The 12,053-nt window shown below is 70.6% G+C and carries 11 protein-coding genes; 7 read left to right on the top strand and 4 right to left on the bottom strand.

The window, feature by feature from the left end; translation table 11 throughout:
* Positions 1–29: 29 nt before the first annotated feature.
* A complete protein-coding gene (locus tag RAB71_RS06850) occupies positions 30–485 on the bottom strand; it encodes a PA2169 family four-helix-bundle protein (protein WP_041500455.1) in 456 nt (151 codons plus the stop codon).
* Positions 486–929: 444 nt separating this feature from the next.
* On the opposite strand from RAB71_RS06850, the gene RAB71_RS06845 reads away from it, so the two are divergent.
* Complete coding sequence (locus RAB71_RS06845) at positions 930–2,075, top strand: tetratricopeptide repeat protein (protein WP_029562000.1); 1,146 nt, start codon at positions 930–932, stop codon at positions 2,073–2,075.
* A gap of 6 nt (positions 2,076–2,081) precedes the next feature.
* Here RAB71_RS06845 and RAB71_RS06840 read toward each other — a convergent pair whose 3' ends face one another.
* On the bottom strand, positions 2,082–3,284 hold the full coding sequence (locus RAB71_RS06840; RefSeq protein ID WP_010342332.1) for an MFS transporter: 1,203 nt from the start codon (positions 3,282–3,284) through the stop codon (positions 2,082–2,084).
* A 262-nt stretch (positions 3,285–3,546) separates the two neighbouring features.
* Between RAB71_RS06840 and RAB71_RS06835 the strand changes: the two genes are divergently transcribed.
* On the top strand, positions 3,547–4,635 hold the full coding sequence (locus RAB71_RS06835; RefSeq protein ID WP_010342331.1) for an alkene reductase: 1,089 nt from the start codon (positions 3,547–3,549) through the stop codon (positions 4,633–4,635).
* A 41-nt stretch (positions 4,636–4,676) separates the two neighbouring features.
* On the opposite strand, the gene RAB71_RS06830 is transcribed toward RAB71_RS06835, so the two are convergent.
* Entirely contained in the window at positions 4,677–7,202 is a 2,526-nt protein-coding gene (locus RAB71_RS06830; protein WP_138985737.1) for a S9 family peptidase, read from the bottom strand.
* Positions 7,203–7,522: 320 nt separating this feature from the next.
* On the bottom strand, positions 7,523–7,864 hold the full coding sequence (locus RAB71_RS06825; protein WP_010342329.1) for a zinc ribbon domain-containing protein YjdM: 342 nt from the start codon (positions 7,862–7,864) through the stop codon (positions 7,523–7,525).
* Positions 7,865–7,954: 90 nt separating this feature from the next.
* Here RAB71_RS06825 and RAB71_RS06820 point away from each other — a divergent pair, with 90 nt between their 5' ends.
* The 5 genes from RAB71_RS06820 (at position 7,955) to RAB71_RS06800 (ending at position 11,850) form a co-directional block, all read left to right on the top strand.
* Entirely contained in the window at positions 7,955–8,911 is a 957-nt protein-coding gene (locus tag RAB71_RS06820) for a cation diffusion facilitator family transporter (protein WP_010342328.1), read from the top strand.
* 125 nt (positions 8,912–9,036) lie between these two features.
* Positions 9,037–9,507: a peptidylprolyl isomerase gene (locus tag RAB71_RS06815; RefSeq protein WP_010342327.1), complete on the top strand. Its 471-nt coding sequence runs from the start codon at positions 9,037–9,039 to the stop codon at positions 9,505–9,507.
* A 121-nt stretch (positions 9,508–9,628) separates the two neighbouring features.
* On the top strand, positions 9,629–10,987 hold the full coding sequence (locus RAB71_RS06810; RefSeq protein WP_010342326.1) for an Hsp70 family protein: 1,359 nt from the start codon (positions 9,629–9,631) through the stop codon (positions 10,985–10,987).
* Between the two features lie 319 nt (positions 10,988–11,306).
* On the top strand, positions 11,307–11,633 hold the full coding sequence (locus RAB71_RS06805) for a YkgJ family cysteine cluster protein (RefSeq protein ID WP_010342325.1): 327 nt from the start codon (positions 11,307–11,309) through the stop codon (positions 11,631–11,633).
* Between the two features lie 16 nt (positions 11,634–11,649).
* Entirely contained in the window at positions 11,650–11,850 is a 201-nt protein-coding gene (locus RAB71_RS06800; protein ID WP_010342324.1) for a hypothetical protein, read from the top strand.
* The last annotated feature ends 203 nt before the right edge of the window (positions 11,851–12,053 follow it).

The following is a 12,053-nucleotide window of genomic DNA, read 5'->3' as shown; positions in this document are numbered from 1 at the left end:
CGGCGTGCCGGGCAGGCGGCGGACGGCGATCAGGCCGCGTTCTTCATCGCGTGCTTGCGGGTGCGCATCACGTCGTGGCAGGCGCGCACTTCCGGCAGCAGGCGGGTGGCGGCATCGCGCGCGGCCACCGGGGTGTCGGCGTCGGCGATGGTCTCGTTGAAGGCCTTCAGCAGGCGGTCCTCGGACTCTTCCAGTTCGGCGACATAGCCGTACTTGGTGTCGCCCAGCGCGGCGCGGACCTTGCCGTACATCTGCTGCATGCTGCCGACCATGGTGCCGTGCTCTTCCGGCTTGCCGCCAACCGACTGCACCACCGCGCTCAGGCTGCTCACGATGTCCGACTTGACGCCGGCGATGCGCAGGAACAGCGCGGACAACTCGGCGTCGCCCACCTTCTTGGCCGCTTCTTCGTAGAAGTCCTTGCCGTCGCGGGAAATGGCGATGAGGTCGTTGAGGCTGTGCGTGGTCTTGCTCTGGATGCTCATGGAAAACTCCTGTGGCGAAGCCGGCGATATCGCGCAACGGGCACGCGGGGTGGACCTGGATATCGCACGGCGCGGTCGAGAGAATTGCCGCGTTGCGTGGTGATGGCGATGCTGGGCAGAACCGCATAAAGCGCACGTGAGCCGTTCGCCGTTGTTCGTCACGCGCCATTGCCGGGGGTGAACATGCGTTCATTGGGAACCGCGCGCAGTCAGGCATGTGGTGAAATTTTCACCATCCTGTCTGGGCGTGTTGCGGCGCTTCGCCAAACGCGACTTATCCACATGATTGCCCCCTGATCGTCCACAGTGGCTGTGGATGACTGCCACTGAGCCTGCCGGTCCAAGACCGCCCGTCGGCGCGGCCACGACGGCCTCCCGGCACCGCGGTCAAAGGCCTATAGTGCTGACGAGCCCTCGCCACTGCAGGGCGCCGCGAGGTGCGTCATGTTCGCCTGGACTGCGTTCGCCCTGCTCGCTACCGCTGCGGCCGCCCCATCGCCGCCGATGCCACCGCCGTACGCGGCAGAAGCGGCACAGGCTGCCGCGCTACTCCCAGCGCCAACCGCCGCACCGACGCCGACGCCGGAGCAGATCCTGCAATTGCCGCCGGCACTGCACGCGCTGCTGCAGCAACGCATCGAGCGCAACGCCGACGCCGAGCACCGCCTGCAGCAATTGGTGGCATTGGCCTTCGACGCCAACGGCCTGAACCTGCAATACGACCCCAAGGCCACCCACAGCGTCGCCGAGAGCTACGCGACCCGTCGCGTCAATTGCCTGTCCTTCACCCTGCTGTTCGTGGCGATGGCGCGCGACATCGGGCTGCAGGCGCAGGTCCAGGAAGTGCGTCGCGTGCTGAGCTGGTACGAGGACGGCAATGCGCTGTACAACGTCAGCCACGTCAACGCAGGCGTGCGCGTGGACAGCGGCCGCGGCAGCATCGACCTGGACCGCAGCGTGCTGATGGACCGGCGCGGGCCGCAGCCGATTTCCGACCGCCGCGCCCTCGCCCACTACTACAACAACCGCGGCGCCGAGCTGATGGTCGACGGCGATCTCGACGGCGCCCGCGCGCATCTGGCGATGGCGCTGCAGATGGACCCACGCTTCGCCGGGGCCTGGAACAACCGGGGCGTACTGGCGATGCGCGATGGCGACAGCGCCGCCGCCGCACGCGACTACGCCAAGGCGTTGGAGATCGATCCGGAACACCTGCCGGCGCTGTCCAACGCCGTGGGTCTGGCCCGACGCCTGGGCGACAGCCCCCGCGAGGCCGCGCTGCAGCGGCAGATGGAACAGGTGCGCCAACGCGACCCATTCCAGCAATACCTACTCGGCAACGAGGCGGAGCGACGCCAGGACTACGCCGCGGCGATCGCCTACTACCGGCATGCCCTGCACCTGTACGACGGCGCCCACCTGCTGTACTTCGCCCTGGCCCGCGCCTACCTGCACAGCGGCGACACCCGCCGCGCCACCGCGGCGCTGCGCGAGGCCATGGCGCACGCCGATCCGGCCACGCAACCGCGCTACCAGGGCAAGCTGGACGCGCTGCGCAGGCTGTCTTCCACGGCGCGACCGCTGCGCTAGCGCACCCTAGCCAGCCGCGGGCGCGCAGGCCGCACGTCGTGCCGCGTGGCGCGCCCACAGGTAGATCAGCAGGCCGCCGACGGCCATCGCCGCGCCCACATAGCCGGTGGAGGTCCAGCCCAGGCCGGCGCCGATCGCGATGCCGCCCAGCCACGGCCCCAGCGCGTTGGCCAGGTTGAACGCGGCATGGTTGGAGGCCGCGGCCAGGGTCTGCGCGTCGCTGGCCACATCCATCAGGCGGGTCTGCAGCACCGGCGCCAAGGCGCCCATGCTGCCGACCGCGACCACCGCCGGCAGCACCGCCCACGGCGAGGTCGCCGCCAGCGGGAACGCCAACAACACTGCCAGCGACCACAGCAGCACCAGCGGCACCGCGCGGAACTGCATGCGGTCGAACAGCCAGCCGCCGGCCAGATTGCCGAGCAGCCCGCCCAGCCCGAACGCGCCCATCGCCACCGGGATCCAGTGTTCGGACACGCCGGTGACCTCCATCAGGGTCGGCGCCAGATAGCTGAAGACGCAGAACATGCCGGCGAAGCCGATCGAGCCGATGCCCAGCGCCAACCACACCTGCGTGCGGTTGAAGGCGCGCAACTCGCGCAACGGCGAGGGCCGCGCCTCCTGCGGATCGGCCGGCAGCAGGCGCCACACCAGCAGCACCGTCAATATCGCGATCGCCGCGACCAGGGCATAGGCGTAGCGCCATTGCGCCACCTGGCCGAGCCAAGTCGCCAGCGGGTTGCCGACCAGCACCGCTAGGTTCAGGCCCAGCAGCACCCGGCTGACCGCGGCACCGCGCTGGTCGGGCGGGCCGATCGAGGCGGCCACCAGGGTCGCCACGCCGAAATAGGCGCCGTGCGGCAATCCGGCGACGAATCGCGCCACCAGCATGCTGTGATAGTCCGGCGCCACCGCGCTGGCCAGATTGCCGAACGCATAGAAGCCCATCAGCGCCAGCAGCAGATCGCGCCGCGGCCAGCGCGCACCGAGGATCGCCAGCAGTGGCGCACCGACCACCACGCCCAGCGCATAGGCGCTGATCAGGTGCCCGACCTGCGGCGCATCGATCGCAAGGCCGCGGCCGATGTACGGCATCAGGCCCATGGTGGAGAACTCGCTGGTGCCGATCGCGAAACCGCCCATCGCCAGCGCGAACAGGATCAGCACGTAGCCGCGCCGCGACAGCGGCGCCGTGGCGGATGAGGTCATGCGCACGTCCCAGGAAGAAGGGCCGCCCATTATTGTGCATCGCAGCAAGCCCTGCAGCCCCACCCGCGCAACGCCGCGTCTCGCCGCACCGCTGGCGGCGTTTCGGGCGGCGATGCGCGCGCGACGGTGCCGCCGCAGCAACGCACTGTCCCATCGCGCCGCCGCGAAACCGCCGCGCGCGTCCCCATGTCCTGCACGCACATCGCCTTGCAGCGCCCCGCTGTAGGGTCGCCCGCCCCACTCCACAACGAGAGACCCACCGATGACCGATACTCCTTCCCCGCTGTTCACGCCGCTGCGCCTGGGCGCGATCGCACTGGCCAACCGCATCGTGATGGCGCCACTGACCCGCAACCGCGCCGAAGGCGAAGGCCGCATCCCCTCGCCGCTGGCCGCCGAGTACTACGGCCAGCGCGCCAGCGCCGGCCTGCTCATCGCCGAGGCGACCCAGATCAGCCCGATGGGCCAGGGCTACAAGGACACCCCGGGCATCTACAGCGACGCGCAGGTCGCGGCCTGGAAAAAAGTCACCGATGAGGTGCACCGCCGCGGCGGCAAGATCGTGCTGCAGCTGTGGCACGTCGGCCGCATCTCGCACGTCAGCCTGCTGCCGGACGGCGCCGCGCCGGTGGCGCCCAGCGCGCTGCGCGCCGACGCCAAGACCTTCACCGCCGAGGGCTTCACCGATGTCTCCGCACCGCGCGCGCTGCGCCTGGACGAGATCCCCGGGCTGATCGAGGACTTCCGCCGCGCCGCCCGCAACGCCATCGCCGCCGGCTTCGACGGCGTGGAAGTGCATGCCGCCAACGGCTACCTGATCGACCAGTTCCTGCGCGACGGCAGCAACCATCGCGACGACGCCTACGGCGGCAGCATCGAGAACCGCACCCGCCTGCTGTTCGAAGTGGTGGAGGCGGTGGCGCAGGAGATCGGCGCCGACCGTACCGGCGTGCGCCTGTCGCCGGTGACCCCGGCCAACGATGCGCGCGACAGCGACCCGCAGCCGCTGTTCGAGCGCGCGGTGGAACGCCTGGATCCGCTGGGCCTGGCCTTCGTGCACGTGATCGAAGGTGCCACCGGCGGCCCGCGCGACAACATCGCCTTCGACTACGCCGCGCTGCGCGCCAAGTTCCATGGCCCGTGGCTGGTCAACAACGGCTACGACAAGGCGCTGGCCGAAGACGCCGTGGCCTCCGGCCGCGCCGACGCGGTGGCCTTCGGTCGCCCGTTCATCGCCAACCCGGACCTGGTGGAACGGCTGCGCCGCGACGCCCCGTTGAACGAGGTGGATGCCGACACGCTGTACGGCGGCGGTGCCAAGGGCTACACCGACTACCCGACGCTGGACTGATCACGTCCTGCGGCGGCACCGCAACGGTGCCGCCGCAGCGGTCAGGGCGCGGCCGTGGGCGCGGCGGCCGCCGTCGGCGCCGGCGCGGCTTGCGGCCCGGACAGATGCGTCTGCAGGAAGCCGGCCACACCGCTCCACAATGCGACGCGGTGCTCGACGTCGCCGAAACCGTGGCCCTCGTCCTTGAAACTCAATCCCACCGGCGCGTTGCCGGCCATGTCCAGCATGCGCAGCATGCGCCGGGTGTGTTCGTAGTCCACCCGCCGGTCCTCCAGGCCGTGCGCCAGCATCACCGGCACCTTGATCGCGTCGTAGTGGTACAGCGGTGAAGTGTCGATCATCTGTGCCAGCTCCGCCTTGGGATCGCCCAGGCGCTTCTCCAGGTTCGCGCGTCCCTCGGCGCTGCGCGCGCCGTCGCTGGCGGTATAGAACAGGATGCGATCGGCCACGCCGGCGATGGAGACGGCGCAGCGGAAGCGTTGCGGCCAGCGGATCGTCATCACCAGCGCCGAATAGCCGCCGTAGCTGGCGCCGACCACGCACATGCGTTGCGGATCCAGCGGATAGCGCGCCTGCGCCTGCACGATCGCCGCATCGATATCGTCCTCGATCAACGTGCCGAAGCTGCCGCGCCCGGCCTCGCGAAACGCGCGACCGTAGCCGTCCGAGCCGCGGAAGTTGACCCGCAGCACGGCGTAGCCCATCGAGGCCAGGAACTGGGTCTCCGGATCGAAGCCCAGCGCGTCGGCGACGCCGATCGGCCCGCCGTGCGGAAACACCACCAGCGGCTTGGGTCCGGCACCAGGCGGCAGGGTCACGAAGGCTTCCAGTGGTAGTCCGTCGCGCCCCTTGAATCGCAACACCTCGCTGGGGGCGAAGGTCATGCCGTGCAGCCATGGCATGGTCTCGCCGATCGCGCGCGCCGCGCGCTTGTCCAGGTCGAGATGGTAGAGCTGCGGCGGCTGGTCGCTGGCGTCGGCCCACAGCACGATCTGCTTGCCGTCGGCATTGCGCGCGGCGATCTGCAGGTTGCGCCCAGGCAAGGCCGCGCTGAGCGCGCGGCCCACACGATCGTCGGCGCTTTCGAAGTAGTGGCTGACCAGGCGTCCGCTCTCGTAATAGGTGACACCGATCGGCGTGCGCTGCGGGCCCTGGATCAGGTCGACCACGTCGACCCCGCTGCGGCTGAACAGCGTGCGCACGATCTTGCGCGTGGCCACGTCGTAGGCGACCAGGTCCCGCTGCGCGCGTCCGTCGTCGGTGACCGCGTAGATCTCGTCCGCGGCGTAGGACAGGCCGACCGGCTCAAAATCACGCAAGTGGTCGAGCGTCATCACGTCGCGATAGGGCGCTCCTTCGCTGTCGCGGTAGCGCAGCACGTAGCCGTCGTCGCGGCGCACGATGGCCAGGCGCAACCGCCCTTCCCCATCGGTCAGCCAGCCGACGTCGCGCTCCAGGCCGACGTTGACCCGGTCGCGCAGGCGCGGCCGCCAGCGGTCGATCGCCGCCTGGCTGGAGACGTCCAGGACCTGCACCGCATTGTCGCCGTTGCTCAGCGTGGTGGCGTAGAGCACCTGGTTGGGGCGCTGCGGCAGCGCGTCGACCAGGAACCCGCCATCGGGCAAGCTCAGCGGGCTCCATTTGCGCTTGCCGTCGGCCCCCGTATCGGCGCGGATGCCGCGCACCACGTCGCGCCCGTTCTTGACCGGCACGGTGAACAACAGCGCGTCGTTGCCGGCCCATAGCATCTGCCGGATCGGATCGACGCTGGTGGCGAGCACCCGCTGCTGATCGCTGGACAGGTCGAGCAGTTCGATGCGCCACTCGTCCTTGCGCTCGCGCACCTGCAACGCCAGCAGGTCGCCGCGCGGATTCAGGCTCAGGCCGGTGATGCGGCTATCGCGGAACAGCGTGGCCGGCGCGATCGGCAGGGCGCCTGGCGCCGGCGGTGCGCGCAGCGCCACCTGCGCCGCGGGACGTGCGTCGGGGTGCTGCGCCAGCGCCTTGCGGTAGAACTCCGGAAACGGGTCCGGGTAGTGCCCGGCGTAACGCAGGGTGTAGCGCGCCCACAGCACCGGATGGGTCTGCTGCAACCAGTCCATCGCCGCCAAGGCGCGATTGACCATGCCCATGTCGCCGCTGAAGAACGAGGACGGCCGGAACAGCAGGTCGCCCGGGTAGGTGATCTGCCCCGGCTCGAGCCGGAAGCGGAACTCGTCGCTGTCGCGCAGGTTGTAGCCGAACTGCGAGATCAACAGCACCCGGCGCCAGGCGTAGTCGCCGGCCGGCGCGATGTACAGCCGGTAGCTGATGCCCGGCTTGAGACCGGACATGGTGCCGCCACCAAAGACCTTGCCGTCCTTGTTCAACTCCACGCCGCTCAATGCGACGTCGGTGTCCACCGCCACCACCACCAGGCCTTCGCCCGGCGCCAACTCCGGCGTCTGTCCCGGCTTGACTTCCTGCATTCGCGCCCAGGCCGGCAGCGCCAGCAGGCAGAGCCCCAAGGCCAGGATCAAGGTGCGCGCCAGACGGCCGGCAGCCGTCGCCCCTGTGTTCGTTCGCATGTGCATCCCCTGTTCCGTGTCTGTGCCGGTCCGGCCGGCGACGCCCCCCGGCGCCGTTGCACATGATAGCCGCCGCACCGCGCACGCTGGGCGCCGGTGGCGACGACGGCCACGTCGCGGGTGGTCGCTTCTCCCCTTCGCAGGCAGGACGCACGCCGTGCGCAGCTGGCGCTCGGGCGGGCGGCATCGCGTGTAGGAGCGGCATCAGCCGCGACGGGCAGTCCTGATGACGTCAGTCGCGGCTGAAGCCGCTCCTACGGAGCATCTGCCTCCCTACAGACTACCGAACGCCGCCAGCGCGCGACCCCGCCGCGCCAGGCTCACGCCTTGCGCAGGAAGCAGGTCTTCAGCACCAGGCCCTTGATCTTGTCCGAGTTGCCTTCGATGTGTTCGGCATCGTCCTCGACAAAGCGGATGCCGCGGATCACCGTGCCCTGCTTGAGCGGGATCGACGAGCCCTTGACCTTCAGGTCCTTGATCACCACCACCGTGTCGCCGGCCTGCAGCACGTTGCCGTTGCTGTCGCGCACCACCGTCGCCGCGTCGTTGGCAGCGTCGGCCGCGACCGGCCACTCGTGGCCGCAGTCCGCGCACACCCAGTTGGCGCCGTCGACATAGGTGTTTTCCAGGGTGCATTGCGGGCAGGCGGGTGCGGCGGGCATGGGAGTCCTTGATACGGCGACGACGGCGAGCCGCCTATTGTAGCCGCCCGCCCCGTGCCGCCGCGCGGCCGCCCCAGCCGCAGGAATGCCATGTCCGCTTCGTCCGGGTCCCGTCTCGCGATCTACGCCGCGCTCGCCGGCAATCTCGCCATCGCCATCGCCAAGTTCGTCGCCGCCGGGCTCTCGGGCAGCTCGGCGATGCTCAGCGAAGGCGTGCATTCGCTGGTGGACACGGTCAACGAACTGTTGCTGCTGTACGGCCTGCGCCGCGCCGCGCGCCCAGCCGATGCCACCCATCCGTTCGGGCATGGGCGCGAGCTGTACTTCTGGAGCTTCATCGTCGCCCTGCTGGTGTTCGCACTCGGCGCCGGGGTGTCGCTGTACGAGGGCATCGCCCATATCCGCGATCCGCAGCCGGCCAGCGACCACACCCTCAACTACATCGTGCTGGGGCTGTCGCTGTTGTTCGAGGGCGGCTCGTGGTGGGTCTCGCTGCGCGAGTTCCGCGCGCGCAAGGGCCGCCTGAGCTACGTGCAGGCGTTCCGCGAGAGCAAGGATCCGAGCCTGTTCACCGTGCTGGTGGAGGACAGCGCAGCGCTGATCGGCCTGCTGATCGCGCTAGCCGGGCTGCTCGCCGCGCAGTGGCTGGACATGCCGGAACTGGACGGCGTCGCGTCCGTCGGCATCGCCGCGGTGCTGGCCTGCTCGGCCTTCGTGCTGGCGCGCGAGACCAAGGGCCTGCTGATCGGCGAGCCGGCGGCGCGCCCGCTCGGCGACGCGCTGCGGCGCATCGCCGCGGCCGATCCGGACGTGCGCGCGGTCAACGGCGTGCTCAGCGTGCAGATGGGGCCGGACCAGGTTGTGGCCGCGCTCAGCGCCGAGTTCGAGGACCAGCGCAGCACCGCGCAGATCGAGGCGTGCATCGAGCGCATCGAGGCCGCCGCGCGCGCCGAGCACCCGGAGCTGCAGGCGCTGTTCGTCAAGCCGCAGACCCCGGAGACCTGGCTGGCCCGGCGCACCGCGCTGCGCCAGCCGCCGCCGGCCTGAATGGGCACGTGCCGGCGCGACTTGCGGCCCTGCGCCGCTTTTCGTTAGGGTAGCCGGGTAGCACCCCTCTCATCGCGCTGTGACTGTGCCGGCGTATCCCCCTTACTCACTGAACGAGGTTTCCCATGGAGATCGCCAACGGGCTTGTCGCCACCATCCACTACACCCTCACCGACGATGCCGGTGAAGTGATCGACCAGTCCTCGCCGGACAATCCGCTGAGCTACCTGCACGGCGCCGGCAACATCGTGCCGGGCCTGGAGAAGGCGCTGACCGGCAAGCGCACCGGCGAGTCGGTCAAGGCCGACGTGATCCCGGCCGAAGGCTACGGCCCGCGCCACGAGCAACTGGTGCAGCAGGTGCCGCGTGGTTCGTTCCCGGATGCCGCATCGCTGGCGCCGGGCATGCAGTTCCAGGCGCAGACCGACCAGGGCCCGCTGCTGGTCACGGTCACCGAGGTCGGCGAGCAACTGGTGACCATCGACGGCAACCACCCGCTGGCCGGGCAGGTGCTGCACTTCGCGGTGGAAGTGGCCGGCGTGCGCGAGGCCACCGAGCAGGAAAAGAACCAGGGCCACGCCGGCGCCGCGCTGTAAGCGGCCCGCTTTCCTGTTCCCAACGAGGCCCGCCGATGCGGGCCCCGTGCGTTCCGGGCCGCGCTTGCGTCGCGCCGCGGCTTGCCCCACAGTGCGCGGCCCTCCCGCCCCCGGCACCGTCATGCGCCTCGGTATCGACTTCGGCACCAGCAATTCCGCCGCCGCCGCGGTGATCGACGGCCGCGTGGTGCCGATCGACTTCGGCGCGCAGCAGCAGTTCCGCACCACGGTGTATTTCCCCGAGGTGATGCGCGACCCGGCCGAGTTCGACCTGACCCCGGCGCTGGAACGACAGGTGGACGAGCTGATCGAGTCCGGCCGCCGCGATGCGCTCGCCGCCGGGCGCGAACGCGGCCCCGACGCGTTGCGCCGCGATGCGATCCGGGTGGTGCGCCGGCAATGGATGGAAACGCAGATGCGCGAGCCGCGCAGTTCGGCGGCGCTGCTGCAGAACGCGGTGTACGGCGACGATGCGCTGGACGCGTATTTCGTCGAGGGCGAAGGCAACCTGGTGCAGAGCCCCAAGTCGATGCTCGGCTACAACCTGCACCCGCGCGCACGCCAGACCATCACCGGCATCGCCGCGCACATTCTCGAACACATCCGCCTGACCGCCTCGCAGCAACTGGGCGTGCAGGTGCGCCGCGCGCTGCTCGGGCGCCCGGTGCAGTTCCGCAGCTCGATCGGCGAGGCCGGCAACGCGCAGGCGCTGGAGATCCTGCATGGCGCGGCGATCACCGCCGGCTTCGACGACGTCGCCTTCCTGGAGGAACCGGCCGCCGCGGCGATGCACTACCATGCGGTCAGCGGAGAGCGCCACGCCACGGTCGTGGTCGACATCGGCGGCGGCACCACCGACATCGCCTACGCCAGTGTCGGCGGCGACGCCGCGCCGCAGGTGCACCGCGCCTGGGGCATCCCGCGCGGCGGCACCGACATCGACCTGGCGCTGAGCCTGGCCGGATTCATGCCGCAGTTCGGCCGCGGCATCACTCGCGTGCCCTCGCACCACTACGTCGAGGCGGCGATGGTGCAGGACACCACCCGCCAGCGCGATTTCCGCCAGCACCGCTACGACGGCGTGCCCGCCCCCTACGACACACGCCTGCAGGCGCTGCAGGAGCCTGGCAACACCGCGCGCCTGTATCGCGCGGTGGAGCGCAGCAAGATCCGCCTCAGCGACGCCGAGCGACACGCAGAGACGCTGGACTACATCGAAGCCGGGCTGCAGGTGCAGGTGCACGCCGACGAACTGGTGCAGGCCGCACGCAGCTACCTGGAGGCGCTGCAGGAGCTGCTGGCGCAGGTCCGCCAGGACATCGGCGGCGATCCGGCCGCGGTGTTCCTGACCGGCGGCATGTCGCGCGCCGGCTATCTGCAGCGCCTGGTGGCCGCGGCGTTCCCGCAGGCACGCCTGGTCCACGGCGATCCTTCGTTCGGCGTGGTGCAGGGCCTGGCGCTGGCCGCCGCGCAGGACTGACGCAGCACGGGCCTGGCGGGGCGCGCCCCGACCGGCCGTGCTCGGCCGGCGCACTGGCTGCGCCCCACGTTGTTCATACTGCAGCGGCGCGACTGGCGTAGCATGGGCTGTACGCTTCAGCGTCACGTCGCTACGCGCGTCTCGTCCGGCCGTTCCTGTCGCCCGACTCGCTTCCTTCTCGCGCCACCCTCCGTCCTGCTGCAGGCCGGATCCTTCGGAGCGCCATGTCTCCCGCCCCTGCCACGCTCCAGGCCCAGCGCCCGGCGTCGCCGCTCCAGCCACCTCGCCGGCCGGCACGCCCAGATCGCGGCAGCCGCGCATGAGCGAGCCGATGCGGGACACGGCCGACCCGGCCATCGCCTGCGACCGCTGCGACGCGATCTGCTGCCGCCTGACCGTGCTGGTGATGCCGGACGACCAGGTTCCCGAGCATCTCACCGAATACACCCGCGAGGGCCTGCACGTGATGGCGCGCGACGAGGACGGCTGGTGCGTGGCGGTGGACGGCGCGCGCATGTGCTGCTCGATCTATGCGCAGCGCCCGGCGGTCTGCCGCAAGTTCGCGATGGCCGGCCCGTACTGCCGCGAGATCCGCCGCACCCACCACGAGCAACTGACCCGTGGCATTCCCCTGACGATGTACTGACTGCAGGAGTTCCAGCATGGCACGACCGACCAGCACCACCGCTTCGCCCAGCGCACGGAACGCACGCGGCGCCAGCGCCGCCGACAAGGCGCAGAAGGGCCTCAGCCGCGAGCGCATCGAGGCCGACCTGGCCGCCTTCCACCAGGCCGGCGGCCGCGTCGAGGTGCTCGGCACCACCCGCGTGCTGAAGAAGGTCGACGTCGCCGACGCCGGCTAGCGCCACCCGCGCGCGCCGCCATTGCGCGTGCCTGCGCAGGATGCCGCGAGCACCTGGACGCCGGTCCGCGCCAAACGATGGCGCGGCGCCCGGCACGCCAAGACGACGCCTCCGGTTGTGGTCGACGCCTGCACCGGCCAGTCCCGATGCGGCGTATTCCGGAGCCAGCACCGGCCCGAAGCACGGCGCCGCCTTCACACCGA

The organism is Xanthomonas sacchari, assembly GCF_040529065.1.
Lineage (GTDB): Bacteria > Pseudomonadota > Gammaproteobacteria > Xanthomonadales > Xanthomonadaceae > Xanthomonas_A > Xanthomonas_A sacchari.
This window is presented reverse-complemented; position numbering and strand designations above follow the sequence as displayed.

Coding starts and splice junctions, on each gene's coding strand:
- RAB71_RS06820 (WP_010342328.1), top strand. CDS start 7,955: ATGTCCGCTTCGTCCGGGTCCCGTCTCGCGATCTACGCCGCGCTCGCC.
- RAB71_RS06845 (WP_029562000.1), top strand. CDS start 930: ATGTTCGCCTGGACTGCGTTCGCCCTGCTCGCTACCGCTGCGGCCGCC.
- RAB71_RS06800 (WP_010342324.1), top strand. CDS start 11,650: ATGGCACGACCGACCAGCACCACCGCTTCGCCCAGCGCACGGAACGCA.
- RAB71_RS06815 (WP_010342327.1), top strand. CDS start 9,037: ATGGAGATCGCCAACGGGCTTGTCGCCACCATCCACTACACCCTCACC.
- RAB71_RS06805 (WP_010342325.1), top strand. CDS start 11,307: ATGAGCGAGCCGATGCGGGACACGGCCGACCCGGCCATCGCCTGCGAC.
- RAB71_RS06835 (WP_010342331.1), top strand. CDS start 3,547: ATGACCGATACTCCTTCCCCGCTGTTCACGCCGCTGCGCCTGGGCGCG.
- RAB71_RS06850 (WP_041500455.1), bottom strand. CDS start 485: ATGAGCATCCAGAGCAAGACCACGCACAGCCTCAACGACCTCATCGCC.
- RAB71_RS06810 (WP_010342326.1), top strand. CDS start 9,629: ATGCGCCTCGGTATCGACTTCGGCACCAGCAATTCCGCCGCCGCCGCG.
- RAB71_RS06840 (WP_010342332.1), bottom strand. CDS start 3,284: ATGACCTCATCCGCCACGGCGCCGCTGTCGCGGCGCGGCTACGTGCTG.
- RAB71_RS06825 (WP_010342329.1), bottom strand. CDS start 7,864: ATGCCCGCCGCACCCGCCTGCCCGCAATGCACCCTGGAAAACACCTAT.
- RAB71_RS06830 (WP_138985737.1), bottom strand. CDS start 7,202: ATGCGAACGAACACAGGGGCGACGGCTGCCGGCCGTCTGGCGCGCACC.